The following is a 17,312-nucleotide window of genomic DNA, read 5'->3' on the forward strand; positions in this document are numbered from 1 at the left end:
GTGCGAGTGTTTGCGTCCGACTTCCTTCAGATTCCACTTCGCAATGGACACCCTTGTCTTTCGCTAACAGTTCCTACTACCAAGCCTGTAACGGACTTTCACCGTCAAGATGTTACCCATGCCGGGCGCACTAAAAAAGCGACAAAAAGCTTATGGTGTACGCTTTTTGTCGCTTATTCCCCATCTCTTTTTCACTATCTTTAGTGCACTAAAGACCCCATCTAGATAGCGGTTTTCTTTGGATATGTCGCTGCTAGAAACAGATGATATGCCCTTCAATCCGAAACTACTTGCCGCTAATCCAATATTGTTCATTGTTTATTGCTCATTCATGCTACATGCTGTCAATCCGTCAATGATATGCTTAAAGTAACGTTTCGATTTCGTTAAATAAACTCGCAATTTTTTCGTATTGCTCTTTTGAAACTTCAATAATGACTGTTCTTTCATCTTGTTCATTACGCTTTTTAGTTAAGAAACCAAAGTCTTTAAGCTTTTGCATCGCTTTCGTAATGTAATATGGCTTAAACTTAGAAGATCTTATAATATCTTTCACGTTATAAGTTTCTTGTTGATGTTCCAAAATAAACGTTAAAATGAACAGTTCCTCGTAAGTTAAGCTATACTTTTTCTTAATTTCTGTGTAAATCCCTTTTGTCGTGAAGCTGATCGTCATTAATTCTTTCATATTTTTGATTTTATACTTTTCCATACGCTTACCCCCTATAGATAAGTGCCAAGTTTAATAGGTTTCTTCTCTAATTTTTCTAATAACTATATTAACTCGGAAATTTAATATTTTAATGTTTATATTTTAAACCGAATCCGTCTTTTTTTCAATTACTTTCTGTATACTGTTTCAGAAAAAAATTTTGTTATTATTTCTTTAGAAAAACAAGCGATGGACTAAAATGCCTCAAATAAGGGAAAATAAAGATTATAAATAAATTATTTTTAAGCTTCGATTTTAATCGAACAACAATTGAGTTTTGTGCAAATGTCTTATTAACAATCAATAGTATTTCCTAGAAGAAATAAAAAAATAATAACCTACAAAGCGAAATACTTTGTAGGTTAAATTATTAAATATTCATTTTTAAGTTATCGTCATCAATAATAGATTTTCAAACTAAAGAGCTAGTACAATAAACATCAAATGAATATGTTATTGTAATTATTTTTTGTTAACTAAGTTGTCAACTAAGCTTAACCCTGCTAAAGATGCCACGTCGATTGCGTGTTGTGCACCTTCTTTACCTTGACCTGCTTCAATGTGTTTGTAAATTGCACCTACTAATACACCAAGTGTTAACACTGAAGCAACTTGTGATAAACGTTTGTCAAAAATACTAATAGCGAAAAGACCAGCAGCAACAGCTTCAGTAATTCCAATCACTTTAACCATACTTTCAGGTAAGTTGAACATTTTAAAAGCGTCCTTCATACCTTGGTCACCTTTCAATTTTGGTTGAGCTGCATCATATAATTGCTTTGCTACCTTTAAGTTTGTAACGTAACGTAAAATCATTTCTAAATTCCTCCTATTTGTTTTCAAAATATGAATCGACGATAGGTTTTACCTTTTCCCCAAAAAGTCTAATTGCATGCATTGTTCTTTCATGTGGCATAGAACCTAATGGTAAGTGTAACATAAATCGTGTAATACCTAATGCCTCGATGGTATCAATAATTTTTTGTGCGACTGTTTCTGGACTACCAACGTACATCGCACCATTTGGACCAATCTCTCTTTGGAAATGCTCATTAGAGAATGGTGGCCAACCTCTTTCTTTAGCCAATACATTATGATGTGCTTCTACACTAGGATAAAACTCACGTTGCGCTTGTTCATCCGTATCTGCAACGTAACCCCAAGAATGAGAAGCAACTTGAAGTGTGTCACCATTATGACCATTTGATTCAGCAACAGCTTTGTACATCGCAATATTACGTCTAAATCTTTTTGGGTCACCACCTATTATCGCATAAGTAATCGGTAAACCTAAAGATCCTGCTTTTAATGATGACTCAGGTGTGCCGCCTGTTGCTAACCACACTGGTAATTCTTTTTGTACCGCACGTGGATATACACCACGTCCATCAATATTTGGTGTCAATGCACCTTCCCAGTGTATAATCGTATTTTGATTAATTTTCAATAATAGCTCTAATTTTTCATCAAAAAGTTGTTCGTAGTTTTTAAGGTCGTAACCAAATAATGGGAAAGATTCAATAAATGAACCACGACCTGCCATAATTTCTGCACGTCCATCAGATAATGCATCAATTGTCGCAAATTGTTGATACACACGGATTGGATCATCTGATGATAAAACCGTTACTGCAGACGACAATTTAATGTTTTTAGTTACAGCCGCTGCTGCCGCAAGCACTGTTGTTGGGCTAGATACAGCGTAGTCAGGGCGGTGATGTTCCCCTAATCCATAGACGTCTAGGCCTACTTCATCTGCTAATTTAATTTCTTCAACAACATTACGAATACGTTCTCCGTTTGAAATTGCTGGTAATACACCATTTTCTGTATGCATATCTTGGTTATCTGCAAAAGATGTTAATCCTAATTCAATTTTCATCTCAACACCACCTTTCAAGTATAAAAATTATACTAAGATTATATCCCTCTCTTATACGATTTGTCAATAAGAAAGATTCCGATTTCAATTTATAGCGTACCCGCCTTAAAATAACACATTTCTTCTATTATATGTATAGATAAACAATCATGCTTTATTCTATTTTCTTCTATTATAATAGATAAAAAGACGTTCACAAACTTTCAATTAAATCTATTTCTTCATTAATAAAAATACATTCAAGTGATGTTTTAGCTTTGAGGCAAAATAAAGGTGACATTCATCTATACTTTACCCACATATGCAGTTAAAGATGCATAAATATGCCCAATTCAATGCCTTATGTATATTTTCTCTTTTGTTTTCATAACACAAAAACTGCTTAAAAATCTGCGGCGAAATGTTTCTGTAACTATATTACAATTATGTAACAAAATATTTTAAAATACTTTCAAAAGTTTTCTTTTTTGTCTAAAAACCCCTTAACAAAGCGCTTTATAACCCACGCTAATATTACATCAAATTCCATCAAAATGATTAAACATTACAAAACAAAGAAGTACTACACAAGCGATTTTTTTTCTGATACAGTATATATCGTTATTAAACCACAACAGTTGGTTTATACTTATACAGAAAATCAAATCACACTTTAGTGAATTACTTTATAATCTTGAACAAATTATCTAGGAGGATTTTTTACAATGAAAAAATTAATCGCTACAACTTCAATCGCTACAGCAGGAGTTGCTGCTTTAACATTAGCTCATGGTCACGATGCACAAGCAGCAGAATACAACGGTGGATATAACCCACAAGACCCAACGTCTTATAGCTATTCTTACACAATCGACAATCAAGGAAACTACCACTTCACATGGGAAGGTAACTGGTCACCAGAGCGCTTTAACGGTGGTAACGCATCAGCTTCTTACTACACTGGTTACGATGCAACAGCAGGTTCTTCATACACGCAACCAACACGTACTTACAGCGCACCATCATACACAACACAAACGACAAGCACGTCTAGCTCATACAGTTCACGTGATTACGCATCATCTTATACAACAACTACAACGTCTACACGTTCAGTATCAAGAGGTGGATCAAGTGCGAACCTATACACTGTAGGACAATGTACTTATTATGTATTTGATCGTGTAGGTGGTACAATCGGTTCAACTTGGGGTAACGCAAGTAACTGGGCAAGCGCAGCAGCTGCAGCAGGCTACACTGTAAACAACCGCCCATCAGCAGGCGCGATTTTACAAACAACTCAAGGTGCTTTCGGTCACGTAGCATACGTTGAAAGCGTTGGTTCTGATGGTTCTATTCGCGTATCAGAAATGAACTACGGTTACGGTCCTGGTGTTGTAACAAGCCGTACAATCTCAGCTAGCCAAGCAGCATCTTACAACTACATTCACTAACATGAATCTTTCATATATTAAACCCTCCGCATTTTGATATGCAGAGGGTTCTTTTTTGTGTATTTTTAAGTTGAATCACATACTTCTCTTTTACAATCTCACAAGTTGAAAATCGCTACGCTCGCCATACATGCCAACTCATCACTTTAAACCACTTCATGCTTTACAACCAATAAGCAATCGTTACCCAATAACCAAATGCAAAGAAATAGAGTAATGGGAAGTTTTCCATGTTTTTAGTTTTCAGTTGCTTAATGACGACGTGTACACCTATCCCTACAAACACTGCTGTCAAAATCAAGCGTATGACGAGCATCATCGTTATGGCATCAGAAACCAACAGGCTTGGGCCACTTGTGGCAAAAATAACAAGTGTGAACAATACAATCATCACTGTATAAACGATAGTATCTATAGAGCGATAAAGATGTGAATAAGTCCAAACCACAATGAAACCAAAAACTGTGACAAGTGCAATTTCATGGATTCGCTCATATAAATGAAGGGCATCAGTCTGATACAGTACAATCGCTACAAAATACAGTAACAGGCTGATAGCCCATAATATTACAGAAGGACTTTTAAGTTGTTTTTCATCGTGATTGATGTATCGGTGAATCCCAAACCATAATAGAATCATCGCTACTAGAACTATTAAGTATAAGATGGAATCACCTCTTCATGTTTATACTATAACCGTTTTCTATCTAGCTAAAACATATATGATTCAATTATTTAAAATTTTCTTTTTATTTTGATACCCATATCCCCTTTTACGATAAGACTTTGCAATCACTTCATTTCTCACTCCTATCGTACTGATTTATTTAACTTATAAAAAAAGCATATACCTAAAATCAGTTGTTTTTGATTTCAGAATATATACTTTTAATCATGCGTCGTTATCCTTTTTATAATGAAGCAGATGCTTTCTTTTTAATGCCGATGCCGGTAAAGCCATAGAACAATGCGAAAAGTACGCAAAGATAACATGGTACAGCCCAAATGAAAAATTGACCGACACCGACACCCAGTTGTTGCGTATAATAAATGCCTGAGGTCCCCCATGGAATGAGTGGGATAATCATCGTACCAGAGTCTTCTAATGTTCGCGATAAATTCACCCGATCCAGGTCCATTTTGTCATACATTTGCATGAGTAAGACGCCGACCATAATAATCACAACTGACGCCACCCCTGCAGCGAGCACCATCATTAAACTTCCGATAACCGTCACGAGAATGAGCTGACCGCGTGAATTAATATTTTTAGAAATGCTATGCAAAATTACGTCTAAACAGCCCGCTTTTTCGACAATTCCTGCGAAAGCATAGCCACAAAAAATCGTCACTAATACTTGCGTCATACTCATCATGCCACCTTGCTCAATCAATGACAACGCTTTTTGAGACAAGCCTTCTTGACCAAGTAACATTTTTGGTGTAAAACCACTAAATGTCGCAATGAAGCCATTTTTAAGTTGAAATCCGTTGTTTAACCAACCAACGAAAATGGCTACGACACTTGAAATGAGCATCGATGGTACAGTTGAAATTTTAGCTAAGAGACACACGACAATGACAATTAACGGAAGCCAAATGAAATAGTTAATATCGTACATTGTAGCAATGTCTTTTAACAATGCGTCAATTTGCTCTGTATTCGTCTGAACTGAAAATCTTCTTGATGCGATATGCCAAACGATGAGGCCAATCATAGATGCCGGTACAGTCGTCCAAATCATATGTTTAATATGGCTGAAAATGTTCACACGTGTCACTAATGATGCCAAATTGGTCGTATCCGATAATGGTGACATTTTATCTCCAAATACTGCACCTGAAATAATTGCACCGGCTGCCATGCCTGCTGGAATATCCATATGTAAGCCGATTGCCATTAAAGCTATACCTGCAGTGGATGCTGACCCCCATGCCGTCCCTGTTGCTACTGAAGTGATGGCTGAAATGAGAAATGCCGAAATGAGAAAGTAACTCGGACTTAAAAATTTCAAACCATAATAAATCAGTGCAGGTACAGTGCCTGAATACATCCACGAACCAACGATCATACCGACTGTCAAAATAATGAATATCGCAGGCATCGCTGTCGCTAAACGATCCGTAATCCCTTCTTCTAAATCTTTCCAACGTAAGCCGACACGCCATGCAATCCATGACGCATACGCTGCTGAGATAATTAATAAAGGTTGTACAGGTATTTCAAAAAAGATAAAGCCTACACAAACCACAATCATCATCACGAAAATGGTTGACAGTGACTCTAATAAAGTAGGTTTTCTTTTCATACACAACACACTCCCCTTTGTATTTTTAGTAAGAAGCTAACCCTACATTTTCTCTTCCTAAGTATTCAATTGTTAAGCCCTCATTGAAGAAATCACGCTCTAAAATTGTTGACGCTATTACAATAATCGCATCAATATTCGGTGTAGGCACCCCTATTTCCCTACCTAAGCTCGACCATAAGACGAGGCCATAAGCGATATCTTCAGTTAAATAACGGTTGTTTACTTTATTCGGCCCTGGAATTCGTGAAAAGACCGGGCTATGATTGAACAGTTTGTTGAGTGGTTCATCTTCCATCTCACGCTCTAAATAACCACGTGCAATACGGGCTTCTTTCGCCGTTTCCAATTCAAAACCTAACTTACGTCCTAACGTTAAACGCTCGACTTCGACTGCATGTAACAAGCGCACCGTATGATTTGTAATTCCTTCTTTATAAAGCGCAAAATCTCCACTGTAATCAATACGTCCCACATTCAATAACGTTGGTCCAGGATGTACTTCTGGATTACCGTTTTCTAAGTTTGTACGCCATAAACTTTCTTCTTTAACAATATATGGATAGAGCGATTCCACTTTTTTAAAGGTTTTTGTTAAATCCTTTTCATTTAATGTAGAGAAATAAACTTTTCGTACATTTAATGATAAATCGACTGAAGCTGTTTCAAAGTTGACGCGTGTCCCATACGTTAATGTGTTCGCTTCTGCAAAGATGGGACGTGTCTCTATTTTGTATTCTTCTAAAACTTTAATAAAACGTGCTGACCCCATTGCTGCTGCCATATTAAAGAAAATAATTTGATCATTATTAATATGCGATGACATTAATTCCGCATAATATTCGATAAATGACGAAGGGATACATAACATAACAATTTCAGCACCCTCTAAGACATAGCCCATGTCGTCACTAATATTTGTGAACGGTACAAAACTTTCTGTGCCCTCATTATTAAAATTAAAACCACCTTGTTCAATGGCATAATCAAATTTACTGATGGATTGGTTACGACAATACAGTTTGACGTGATGCCCTTGATTCATCATATCAACCGCTGCTGTCACTGCCCCGTTACCTGATCCTACAATTGCTATTTTCATTTATTTACCCTTCTTTCTGTTTTTTTCTGTTTGATGTCGTGTCATCGAATTGTGACTCAACATGAATCGTAACAGAACGATTATCAAAAGAAAACAATTTTTTGAATATCGTTGCATTCTCATCGCGTTGTTGCTTAGTTATACCCTTTATGCGCACAATTATGTTGCTGATTTTTTTATTTTAGTGCTACACATATTGATAGACTGCTCGTTGCCCATCCTCATAGCCTGCTTCCCATGTAGCATTTACTTTAATCGAACTTTTTCAACACCTTCAATTAACTCTTGATATAAAACAATTCATTTTTGTACGTTTCGTTTTAGTTCATTTTTTCCAATTAATGACGTTGCATTTTTAAAGTCTAAAACAAATTAAGTCATTGCTCTAAATATTACATTCACTGTAACATCTTGAATGATAAAAGGTTTAAAAACAAAACTAAATAGCGCGTTAAATCTACATTTGATAAGGAAAAGTGTCGCTGTCATGAGATTACATCGTATCCCATTCGAGTTTTAATTCAATTACAAAACTGTAACATTCCACACAGACGGCTCAATTTTTGATAAAGTTCATATTGTCGTTAAAAGAACGATTCAATTAAACAAACCAACTTTTACAATTCTCAAATTAAAATAAACAATCAAAAACTTTAGGAGGACTTTTATTATGTTAAAAAAATTCGCTACTACAACTACATTAACTGCTGGATTAGGTGCTGCCGCTGCGGTGGGCTTACAACACGATAACGCTGACGCTGCTGAAGGTAATTACAGCTATTCATACAGCTACAACTACGGTTACAACACAAATGCACAAGGTAACACAAACTACAACTACAATGCAAACAGCAACCAAACATACACATACGGTCAAAATACAACAAGCATATCTACTTCAACACAATCAACTGGCGTAACAAGTGCTGGAAACTTATATACACCTGGTCAATGTACTTGGTATGTGTATGACAAAGTTGGTGGTGAAATTGGTTCAACTTGGGGTAACGCAAACAACTGGGCAAGCTCAGCATCAGCTGCAGGTTTCACTGTAGACAACAATCCTGAAGAAGGTTCAATCTTACAATCAAATGCAGGTCCTATGGGGCACGTAGCATACGTTGAATCTGTCAATGAAGATGGTTCAATTACAGTATCAGAAATGAACTATGACGGCGGTCCATTCAACATAAGTACACGTACAATCTCTGCATCTGAAGCTAGTTCATACAACTACATTCACGTATAGGATGACATGAATCATTAAATTTAAAATAACCATTGTTGTTACAGCATACAGCAATGGTTTTTTATTGTGTATATGAGATTAGAACATTGAGTTTTCCAACCCCCTATCTTATTGATCATAACAACGGCAAAAAATGAGGATCAACTAGACGTAAAAATTGGATGCTATCGTGTGGATAATCAAACGCAGAAATCTTAAGAATAGGACGAGTTTAACAAAAATATTGCATCAAAAATTTGTATGGCTCATCTTCATCTTGCCGACAAATGAATATTCATTATATGATGGCATTATATGATTTCAAGGAGGCATTTCACATGCAATGGACGAAAGTGATTTTCGCTGGTTTAATGGAAGTGGTCTGGGTTATTGGCTTAACGCATTCTCATCTCCTTTACCAATGGATATTGACCATTGCGCTGATCAGTTTAAGTTTTTGGATGATGATATCTGCTTCACGCATCTTACCTGTAGGCACAGTATATGCTGTATTCGTCGGTATTGGCACGTTAGGCACAGTCATTGTCGGCATGCTGTTTTTCAATGAGTCAGTGAGTTTCATCAAACTGTGCTTCATCCTCACATTACTTATCGGCGTTATCGGTCTCAAATTAACAACAGATCAGGCAGGTGAACAGCAATGAGTTGGTTCGCACTTTTATTAGCAGGCTTATTTGAAGTATTAGGCGTGCTTTGGTTAAACGAATATGCACGCCAACATCAAAAACGTTTTATTGTATTACTTGCTATCACCTTTGCTTTGAGCTTAGCCAGTCTTTCTTGGGCAATGGCAGACATACCAATGGGAACCGCTTATGCCATTTGGACAGGAATCGGCACAGCAGGTGGTACGATTTTAGGAATGGTCGTTTATCATGAATCCAAACAATTTATAAGAATCTTTTTCATTTTCTTGATTATCATTTCTGCAGTTGGATTGAAATTAGTTGTATAACCGGCATTTCTTGTAATCTAGAAAGGGGTTTCATATACTAGAGAAGAAAGGTGGGAATCGCATATGAAAAAAGTATTTATTGCAGGTCCTATCCCAGAAAAAGGACTTGAAATATTAAAAGCTCATTTTGAAGTTGAGATGTACGAAGGTGAAGGAATTATTGATAAAGAAACGCTTAAAACTGGCGTTAAAGACGCTTTCGGACTCGTCAGTTTATTATCTACAGAAGTGGGCCAAGAAGTGATTGATAGTGGTTCAAATTTACAATTTATCGCCAATTATGGTGCAGGTTTCAATAATGTCGATGTCGATTATGCACGTTCAAAAAATATCGATGTTTCAAACACACCTAAAGCCTCTACAAATTCAACGGCTGAATTAACGATGGCGATTTTACTTGCTGCAGCACGTCGTGTTGCAGAAGGTGATCGTCTAATGCGTAATGAAGGCTTCAATGGGTGGGCACCGTTATTTTTCCGTGGTCGTGAAGTATCTGGTAAAAAATTAGGTATTATCGGCTTAGGTGAAATTGGTACAGCCGTTGCGCGTCGTGCGAAAGGATTTGATATGGATATTCTTTACACAGGGCCACACCAAAAACCAGACAAAGAACGTGAATTAGGCGCGAAATATTTAGATTTAGACACGTTACTTCAAACAGCAGATTTTGTTGCTATTAACGCTGCATATCAACCGTCTATGCGTCATATGATAGATACACCTCAGCTAGAAATGATGAAACCAACAAGTTATCTGATTAACGCTTCTCGCGGACCTATCGTGCATGAAGCAGCATTATTAGAAGCCCTCCAAAACAAAACGATTGAAGGGGCTGCACTTGACGTTTATGAATTTGAGCCAAAAATTACGGAAGGTCTCAAATCATTAGATAATGTGGTCATTACACCGCATATCGGTAATGCAACATTTGAAGCACGTGATATGATGGCAGAAATCGTTGCGAATAACTTAGTTAAAAAAGCTAATGGGGAAACACCTGATTTTATCGTTAACTTGCCAAAATAATCGATGCCACACCCCTTGCCTTTATCTATTGAACTACATGTAAAATAAAGGAGTGAGATGGGGCGTACGTAAAATTTTTCTATGTCCCTTCTCCCAATTCATTCTTAATTTTCGACGACTTAATCGATAGCAATTTAAAAAATAGAAACAGAAACAGAGACTGAGAAAACATAATCTCCAAGTCTCTGTTTTTACTTTTATTATTCACTTTTCGTACGATATAAAAGTTGTGTTTGTCGTTTCATGACCCATGTTGGCAACAATCGCATGAATCGATTTCGCATTTTAATACTAAGTCCATTCGCTTTTTGCGCCACTTTTCCAATTTGACGCGAACGCTTCGTGATTTGTCGGGTATGTTTCACACGTAATCGATTGTAGCGTTTCAGTGCACTTTCGAGCGTGTCATATTTTTTCAACACATTTGATAAAACGATCGCATCTTCCATCGATTGACCTGCACCTTGACCCATATTCGGTGTTGTCGCATGTGCTGCATCACCTAATAGCACGATATTCTTTTCATACACAAATGTCGACAATGACTTCAAATCATAAATATCATGATGCAAAATCGCAGTTTCAGCTTGTAAATCTAATACTTTACGCACTGGTTCTGGAAAATGATTAAAATACGCTTGTAAATAAGGTTTATTAAACTTTTTAAAGTGCATATCATTCTCTTTCGCATTCATCGTCGCAAACCAATATGCCCGACCATCTAATAATGGAACAATGCCGAAACGTCCTTTTTGTCCCCAATATTCATCGGCTATCGGTTTTAACATGTCCATATCGTCAACTATTCCTCTAAAGCATGTATATCCTTGATATTGAACTTTATTTTTAGGTTGAACAGATTGTCTCACTTGTGAACGAATCCCATCAGCACCAATAATCATATCGACTTGTACTGCACTTTGCTCTTTAAAATGAATCGTCCCAGTAGTCCCATTACTTTCGACATGCGTCACTTTGTGGTTAAAATGAAACAATTCATCATCTAAATAGGATTTTAAAAGGTCCACTAATGTTTGACGTTCTAACGTTACATTCGTGTTTTTATCGCTTAATGGCAATGTATTTAATATGTGGCCTTGCTCGTCAAAAATACGCATCGCTGTCAAGACTTGACCGGCATTTTTGATTCCTTTAGCGAGATCATGTTCGCCGAGCATTTGAATCACATTGTCTCCAATACCAATGCCCGCACCTACCTCACTAATAGTGCCTTGCTTTTCATAAATTGAGATATCGTGTCCTTGTGCTCGAAGCATTATTGCAGCTGTAAGACCACCAATGCCTGCACCCACAATGCCGATTTTCATATCATCACCCCGTCATTGATCATTTCTTGTAAAAATCTTTTCGAATATCATCTTTTTTAATACCATATTTTTGGTAGTAAACTTCCATACGTGCAGCAATTTTAGCCGGCCAATCGATGTCGCTCGCATACTGATTCGTCGCAGGGCTTTGCGGATTCCATCGCATTTGATACAAGTTGAGCTGGCCATTTTCAAAATATTGCGTTCTTACAAAAGACGCACCACCTTTAATCGCTTTATCAGGTGAAGTCCATCCCGCTTTTTGAGCATAACTTGCGCCTGTTTTGACAGCTTTACGATCAAACGCACCGATACCAAAAAAATTGTAATAACGAGCGTCACCTTTGCGTAAACCTTTCGCCAAAGCAGACCGACCTTCTCCTGTTTCTAACTGCGCATGGCTCACTAAATAAATGACATTGACATCATTTTCCTTTTGTGCCTCTAAAAAAGCTTTCCCATGCCCTTCTAAAATGCCGTTCCCCTTTAACATGTCATTCACTTCATCTTCCGACATTTCAATCGGTTCAGATAAATCCATATACATCAAATCTGAATCTTTGTGGTCAACAGTCATCGCAGCTTTGATGTCTTGCTTAGAAGCATTGACAAACTGGTTACCTTTAGATTTTGTATGTAACGCATCCCCTTGCATTTGTTTGGCAAAAGCTTCATCAAATGTATGTGTTTTATCATTTTTAAAAAGAGACGTTTCATTGACCACAAATAAAACGACAAATAACACAAATAATACAATAATAATAGCTTTCAAAGGTTTCACTTTACGCGACCGATTCATCTCATAGACTCCTTTACATGATTGATGTTACCTCGACATATAAATCATCACACCTACAGCACATAAAACTACAAAATACGCGATATTAACAATAATCTTTACCGCACGCTTACCGTGAAAAAGCATATTGAATAACACGAGACTCAAACCTAACGAAATTAAAAAGCAAACGAGCGCAATCCATGCACTGACAAAAACAAGTAAAATCAATCCCAAAATTAAAAATACATTGGAAACAATACCTAATATTTTAATCTTTTTTGTATCCATTTTCCCACCTCTTTCATACCTGTATTATTTTATCATGAAACGAACATCATCGCGACACAGCATTCATTCTTAGCACGTTGCATAAAACGACCTGATACACGTAGAGCGAGCTTTAAAACTTTATGTAAACTGAAAATGCATACCCATCCCACACCCTTTTTTAGAAGAATAGCACCGATTCATTTTTGAAGAAATGCATATTTCAGAGTATTGTTTTCTCTCTTACTTTTTATCTTTGTGATGGATGTCACATTTTATCAATCGCTCTCTTTCTAAGGTTGCATGAACGATGCTACACATTTAATCAAAATTGACTGATTGATTTGTAACGCTGGCCGAGACGCTTGAGGGATCAGTTAAAGGCTAAACAACGTCATTTAACTTTAAAAGTGGCTACCGTTTAACGCAGTAGCTGTCTGACTTCTCAATGCATACGCTTTTGAGAAGTCTAGTCAGCCTTGCGGGGGCAGTACGACGAAATCTTTGTTGCACATGAGATTTCTGTACTGCTCCCAAAATCCAATTCGGCACCCTTCAAATGTATACTTCAATCAAGTCGAATTGAGTTGAGGCAAGGCCCCTAAGAACGCGAGACCATAGCGTCCATTCAATCAGTCAAACAACCATTCATGCAAAATCGTTCACAGCAATCTGAAAGATACGTACTATCCAATGTTCTTGAAATGTACTAAAACTGCACAAAACAAAAAGTGGAATGACATCAATTGCCACTCCACTCCGAAATGTCCAAAAACTAATCGCGAGACATCCCCTTCAACAAATTCAAAAAGTAAGTCAAACTTTGATTCATCTCATCATCCTTCAACACACGCATCAAACCTGTCACAGAAGTACGTGCATGAGGACTCGCCTGATTTGCTACACGAATACCGCGATTCACTTTATTCAACAATACGCGCAGTTCATCAGTCTGCAAATCACCTAATAAGAACAACATTTGGCCCATATTATGAATGACACCTGTATATTGATCTTTATTCAATTCAGCGGTAATTTTTTCTGTAATGACACCACGTTGTTTCACGGCACCATTTAATGCATCTAATATTTTAGCCTCATCTAATGTACGAATAAGGTCAATGGCTTTTAAGATACTATCTTTATTTTCAGCAATGGCATCCGTAACTTGTGATAAACTTTCTGCTTTGATTGCTGCTTCACTTTTTTCAAGACGTTTAATTTTTCTAATACGTTCAGCCATTATTTCATCACCTGATCCCCTGGGAAGACATAATCCGATCTTGCCCATTTTTTGTCAACACGTACGCTGTACTGTGGATTTCTTGTTTGATTACGAAAGTTGGTTGGATTAAGCGGTGATTTTCCGCGTTTACTCAAGATTTCCATACGACAGCTTGTAGATTTATAAGCCGGAGTATGTGTTTCTGGGTCTGTCACACTACTTGTTAAATAGTTAATCGCTGCTGCACTGTTGTCATTCAACGGTAAATAAATTTGTTTACCGGACACGCGATCTGTAATGTGCACGTGCATTGTCGCTTCACCATGTTCAGAAATTAATTTAACTGCTGCCCCTTCATGGATACCACGTTCTTTTGCCAATTCTGGCGATACTTCAACAAACGCAGTCGGCATTTTGTATTTTAATCCTGGTACTTTGTATGTCATGTTACCTTCATGGAAATGTTCGAGGACACGTCCATTATTCACATGTAAGTCGTATGTTTCATTTGTTTTATAGAAGTTATTGAAATCTAGTGCAAAGAATTTCGCCTTACCATTATCAAAGTTAAAACGTTCAGTAAACAATAATGGTGAATCGGTACCATCTGCAGCGACTGGCCATTGTAAACTGTTATAACCTTCTAAACGATGATATTTCACGCCAGCAAACATAGGTGTTAAGTCTGATGCTTCATCCATAATTTCAGCTGGGTGTTTGTAACCCCAATCAAAACCAAGTTCTTTCGCAATCATTTGTGTGATTTGCCAGTCTGGTTTAGAGTCACCAAGCGGTTCTAACACTTGATATAAACGTTGGAAACGACGTTCAGTGTTTGTGAATGTACCATCTTTTTCTAATGACGGGCTTGCAGGTAAAATCACGTCTGCATATTCAGCTGTAAATGTTAAAAATTCATCTTGGACGACAAGGAAGTCTACTTTTTCAAGTGCAGCTTGAACATAGTTAATGTTTGAGTCCACAATGCCGGTATCTTCCCCTAAAATGAATAAACTGTGTACGTCACCTGCATGAATATGATCCATCATTTGGTGGTTGTCGTAACCTGGATGACTTGGTAATTTCACACCCCAACTTGCTTCATAACGGCCACGCGCTTCATCATCTTCAACACCTTGGTAACCAGGGAATTTATCCGGCATACTACCAAAGTCAGAACAGCCTTGAACGTTATTATGACCACGCAATGGATAAGAACCTGCGCCTGGTTTCATGTAGTTACCTGTTGCTAATAACAAGTTAGAAATCGCTGTACTTGTATCTGAACCTGTTTCTTGTTGTGTCACACCCATCGCCCAACAAATTGAAACTGAATTAACACTCACAATTTCTTTGGCAAGGTGGATGAGGCGCTCTTTTGAAATGCCTGTATGTTCTTCTGCAAAGTCCATTGTATACGGTTCGAGTGATTGATAGTATTCATCAAAATGGTCGACCCATTCATCAATAAATGACTGTGCATGCCATCCTTGATCAATGATGTATTTAGTCACAGCAGATAACCATACTAAGTCCGTACCTGGATAAGGTTGGTAAAATTCATCTGCGCGTTGTGCCATTTCATGTTTACGAATGTCGAATACATGCAATTTGGTACCGAATAATTTGTGTGAACGTTTAATACGAGATGCGATAACAGGATGTGCTTCTGCTGTATTCGTACCGATCGTAATAACCATTTCTGCTTTACCGATATCTTCAATTGAACCTGAATCCCCACCATGACCGACCGTGCGGAATAAACCTTTTGTCGCTGGTGCTTGGCAATATCTTGAACAGTTGTCGATATTGTTCGTACCGATCACTTGGCGTGCAAGTTTTTGCATTAAGTAGGATTCTTCATTTGTCGCTTTTGAAGATGAAATGAATGACAATGCATCTGGACCGTATTGCGCTTTAATTTCTTGCATACGTGTTGCGACATGTTTAATCGCTTCATCCCATTCGACTTCTTCAAATTGATCACCACGGCGGATTAATGGTTTCGTTAAACGCTCTTCTGAATTGACGTAATCCCAACCGAATTTCCCTTTCACACATGAAGAAATTTTGTTTGCCGGTGAATCATGAGAAGGTTGTACTTTTAAGATTTCACGGTCTTTCGTCCATACTTCGAAGCTACAACCAACACCACAATATGTACATACTGTTTTCGTCTTTTTAATACGTTCTTCACGCATAGCCGCTTCGGAATCAGACACTGCAAACAAAGGACCATAGCCTGTTTCTGCTTTCTTCGTTAAATCAATCATCGAAGCCAGTGAACCTGGCTCAATATCTGTCATGTAGCCTGCATTACCGACCATGTTGTTCTCCATCATTGCATTACATGGACACACTGTTGCACATTGACCACAGCCGACACATGAAGAGTCATTAATTGAGACATCGTTATCCCAAATGACACGTGGATGTTCACGATCCCAGTCAATGGACAACGTTTCATTCACTTGAACGTCTTGACACACTTCGACACAACGTCCACATAAAATACATTGATTCGGATCATAACGATAAAATGGACCAAAATCCACTTCATAAGGTTTCGGTTTATATTCATACGTTTGATGTTCCAATCCCCATTGGTCCATCGTATTATGAATCTCACAGTTACCGTTATTGTAATCACAAACTGTACAATAAAGTTGGTGTTTTTCTAAAATGCGATCTAATGCTTCCTTTTGGCTATCTTGTACCGGTTGTGTTGTCGTGTTCACAACCATTGAGCGTTGTACCGTCGTCCCACATGCACGTTCGATTTTGCCGTCAATTTCAACGGCACACGTATCACATGTTTGAATTGGTCCTAGTGATTCGTTATAACAAATTGAGGGTACAAACGTTTGTTGCTCTTTTATGAATTCAAGCAGATTTTTGCCCGGTTCTACAAGATAATCTTTACCATCTAAAGTTACAATAAGATGTTCTTGCATCAATATCCCCCCTGAAATGATTGTTTATTTTATATGCCTAAGATGCCCCCACATACTTAGTTATTTCCATTTTATACCTTTAGTAACCA

At 37.5% G+C, this 17,312-nt stretch carries 17 protein-coding genes; 5 read left to right on the forward strand and 12 right to left on the reverse strand.

Annotated elements, in window-relative coordinates:
• Window positions 1-150 precede the first annotated feature (150 nt).
• The 4 genes from BJK46_RS12180 to BJK46_RS06725 all read right to left on the reverse strand — a co-directional run bounded on the left by BJK46_RS12180 (window position 151) and on the right by BJK46_RS06725 (window position 2,594).
• Entirely contained in the window at window positions 151-315 is a 165-nt protein-coding gene (locus BJK46_RS12180) for a hypothetical protein (RefSeq protein WP_180946499.1), read from the reverse strand.
• A 49-nt stretch (window positions 316-364) separates the two neighbouring features.
• Window positions 365-712 (reverse strand): transcriptional regulator, SarA/Rot family, encoded by a 348-nt coding sequence (locus BJK46_RS06715; protein WP_014613169.1) that lies wholly within the window; start codon window positions 710-712, stop codon window positions 365-367.
• Window positions 713-1,174: 462 nt separating this feature from the next.
• On the reverse strand, window positions 1,175-1,528 hold the full coding sequence (locus BJK46_RS06720) for a DoxX family protein (protein ID WP_014613168.1): 354 nt from the start codon (window positions 1,526-1,528) through the stop codon (window positions 1,175-1,177).
• Between the two features lie 13 nt (window positions 1,529-1,541).
• Entirely contained in the window at window positions 1,542-2,594 is a 1,053-nt protein-coding gene (locus BJK46_RS06725) for an LLM class flavin-dependent oxidoreductase (RefSeq protein WP_014613167.1), read from the reverse strand.
• A 704-nt stretch (window positions 2,595-3,298) separates the two neighbouring features.
• Here BJK46_RS06725 and BJK46_RS06730 point away from each other — a divergent pair.
• A complete protein-coding gene (locus BJK46_RS06730) occupies window positions 3,299-4,027 on the forward strand; it encodes a CHAP domain-containing protein (RefSeq protein WP_015729537.1) in 729 nt (242 codons plus the stop codon).
• Window positions 4,028-4,190: 163 nt separating this feature from the next.
• Here BJK46_RS06730 and BJK46_RS06735 read toward each other — a convergent pair whose 3' ends face one another.
• From BJK46_RS06735 to BJK46_RS06745, 3 genes are all read right to left on the reverse strand, one after another.
• Window positions 4,191-4,667: a hypothetical protein gene (locus BJK46_RS06735; RefSeq protein ID WP_014613165.1), complete on the reverse strand. Its 477-nt coding sequence runs from the start codon at window positions 4,665-4,667 to the stop codon at window positions 4,191-4,193.
• A gap of 271 nt (window positions 4,668-4,938) precedes the next feature.
• Window positions 4,939-6,336, reverse strand: a complete 1,398-nt coding sequence (nhaC, locus tag BJK46_RS06740; RefSeq protein WP_103263585.1) for a Na+/H+ antiporter NhaC — start codon at window positions 6,334-6,336, stop codon at window positions 4,939-4,941.
• Window positions 6,337-6,361: 25 nt separating this feature from the next.
• Window positions 6,362-7,438, reverse strand: a complete 1,077-nt coding sequence (locus BJK46_RS06745; RefSeq protein ID WP_014613163.1) for an NAD/NADP-dependent octopine/nopaline dehydrogenase family protein — start codon at window positions 7,436-7,438, stop codon at window positions 6,362-6,364.
• A 670-nt stretch (window positions 7,439-8,108) separates the two neighbouring features.
• Here BJK46_RS06745 and BJK46_RS06750 point away from each other — a divergent pair.
• The 4 genes from BJK46_RS06750 to BJK46_RS06765 all read left to right on the forward strand — a co-directional run bounded on the left by BJK46_RS06750 (window position 8,109) and on the right by BJK46_RS06765 (window position 10,668).
• Window positions 8,109-8,687: a CHAP domain-containing protein gene (locus tag BJK46_RS06750; RefSeq protein WP_014613162.1), complete on the forward strand. Its 579-nt coding sequence runs from the start codon at window positions 8,109-8,111 to the stop codon at window positions 8,685-8,687.
• A 317-nt stretch (window positions 8,688-9,004) separates the two neighbouring features.
• Entirely contained in the window at window positions 9,005-9,331 is a 327-nt protein-coding gene (locus BJK46_RS06755; RefSeq protein WP_015729540.1) for a DMT family transporter, read from the forward strand.
• A complete protein-coding gene (locus BJK46_RS06760) occupies window positions 9,328-9,642 on the forward strand; it encodes a DMT family transporter (RefSeq protein WP_014613160.1) in 315 nt (104 codons plus the stop codon). The genes BJK46_RS06755 and BJK46_RS06760 overlap by 4 nt, the downstream gene beginning before the upstream one ends.
• Before the next feature lie 63 nt (window positions 9,643-9,705).
• Entirely contained in the window at window positions 9,706-10,668 is a 963-nt protein-coding gene (locus BJK46_RS06765; protein WP_099986782.1) for a 2-hydroxyacid dehydrogenase family protein, read from the forward strand.
• Between the two features lie 200 nt (window positions 10,669-10,868).
• Here the strand turns inward: BJK46_RS06765 and BJK46_RS06770 are convergent, their stop codons facing one another.
• From BJK46_RS06770 to fdhF, 5 genes are all read right to left on the reverse strand, one after another.
• Window positions 10,869-11,996 carry an FAD-dependent monooxygenase gene (locus BJK46_RS06770; RefSeq protein ID WP_103263586.1) on the reverse strand — a complete coding sequence of 376 codons (1,128 nt, stop codon included), beginning with the start codon at window positions 11,994-11,996 and terminating at the stop codon, window positions 10,869-10,871.
• 19 nt (window positions 11,997-12,015) lie between these two features.
• Window positions 12,016-12,795 carry an N-acetylglucosaminidase gene (locus BJK46_RS06775; protein ID WP_015729543.1) on the reverse strand — a complete coding sequence of 260 codons (780 nt, stop codon included), beginning with the start codon at window positions 12,793-12,795 and terminating at the stop codon, window positions 12,016-12,018.
• Between the two features lie 27 nt (window positions 12,796-12,822).
• Complete coding sequence (locus BJK46_RS06780) at window positions 12,823-13,065, reverse strand: hypothetical protein (protein WP_015729544.1); 243 nt, start codon at window positions 13,063-13,065, stop codon at window positions 12,823-12,825.
• A 754-nt stretch (window positions 13,066-13,819) separates the two neighbouring features.
• Window positions 13,820-14,287 (reverse strand): helical membrane plugin domain-containing protein, encoded by a 468-nt coding sequence (locus BJK46_RS06785; protein WP_014613155.1) that lies wholly within the window; start codon window positions 14,285-14,287, stop codon window positions 13,820-13,822.
• Entirely contained in the window at window positions 14,287-17,223 is a 2,937-nt protein-coding gene (gene fdhF, locus BJK46_RS06790; RefSeq protein WP_014613154.1) for a formate dehydrogenase subunit alpha, read from the reverse strand. The genes BJK46_RS06785 and fdhF overlap by 1 nt, the downstream gene beginning before the upstream one ends.
• Between the last annotated feature and the right edge of the window lie 89 nt (window positions 17,224-17,312).

It is taken from the genome of Staphylococcus pseudintermedius, from assembly GCF_001792775.2.
GTDB lineage: Bacteria > Bacillota > Bacilli > Staphylococcales > Staphylococcaceae > Staphylococcus > Staphylococcus pseudintermedius.

Bases quoted from the DNA above. Each gene is read 5' to 3' on its own strand.
- BJK46_RS06730 (WP_015729537.1), top strand. From the start codon at position 3,299: ATGAAAAAATTAATCGCTACAACTTCAATCGCTACAGCAGGAGTTGCT.
- BJK46_RS06780 (WP_015729544.1), bottom strand. From the start codon at position 13,065: ATGGATACAAAAAAGATTAAAATATTAGGTATTGTTTCCAATGTATTT.
- BJK46_RS06735 (WP_014613165.1), bottom strand. From the start codon at position 4,667: ATGATTCTATTATGGTTTGGGATTCACCGATACATCAATCACGATGAA.
- BJK46_RS06760 (WP_014613160.1), top strand. From the start codon at position 9,328: ATGAGTTGGTTCGCACTTTTATTAGCAGGCTTATTTGAAGTATTAGGC.
- BJK46_RS06750 (WP_014613162.1), top strand. From the start codon at position 8,109: ATGTTAAAAAAATTCGCTACTACAACTACATTAACTGCTGGATTAGGT.
- BJK46_RS06775 (WP_015729543.1), bottom strand. From the start codon at position 12,795: ATGAATCGGTCGCGTAAAGTGAAACCTTTGAAAGCTATTATTATTGTA.
- BJK46_RS06745 (WP_014613163.1), bottom strand. From the start codon at position 7,438: ATGAAAATAGCAATTGTAGGATCAGGTAACGGGGCAGTGACAGCAGCG.
- nhaC (WP_103263585.1), bottom strand. From the start codon at position 6,336: ATGAAAAGAAAACCTACTTTATTAGAGTCACTGTCAACCATTTTCGTG.
- BJK46_RS06715 (WP_014613169.1), bottom strand. From the start codon at position 712: ATGGAAAAGTATAAAATCAAAAATATGAAAGAATTAATGACGATCAGC.
- BJK46_RS06765 (WP_099986782.1), top strand. From the start codon at position 9,706: ATGAAAAAAGTATTTATTGCAGGTCCTATCCCAGAAAAAGGACTTGAA.
- BJK46_RS06720 (WP_014613168.1), bottom strand. From the start codon at position 1,528: ATGATTTTACGTTACGTTACAAACTTAAAGGTAGCAAAGCAATTATAT.
- BJK46_RS06770 (WP_103263586.1), bottom strand. From the start codon at position 11,996: ATGAAAATCGGCATTGTGGGTGCAGGCATTGGTGGTCTTACAGCTGCA.
- BJK46_RS06785 (WP_014613155.1), bottom strand. From the start codon at position 14,287: ATGGCTGAACGTATTAGAAAAATTAAACGTCTTGAAAAAAGTGAAGCA.
- BJK46_RS12180 (WP_180946499.1), bottom strand. From the start codon at position 315: ATGAACAATATTGGATTAGCGGCAAGTAGTTTCGGATTGAAGGGCATA.
- BJK46_RS06725 (WP_014613167.1), bottom strand. From the start codon at position 2,594: ATGAAAATTGAATTAGGATTAACATCTTTTGCAGATAACCAAGATATG.
- BJK46_RS06755 (WP_015729540.1), top strand. From the start codon at position 9,005: ATGCAATGGACGAAAGTGATTTTCGCTGGTTTAATGGAAGTGGTCTGG.
- fdhF (WP_014613154.1), bottom strand. From the start codon at position 17,223: ATGCAAGAACATCTTATTGTAACTTTAGATGGTAAAGATTATCTTGTA.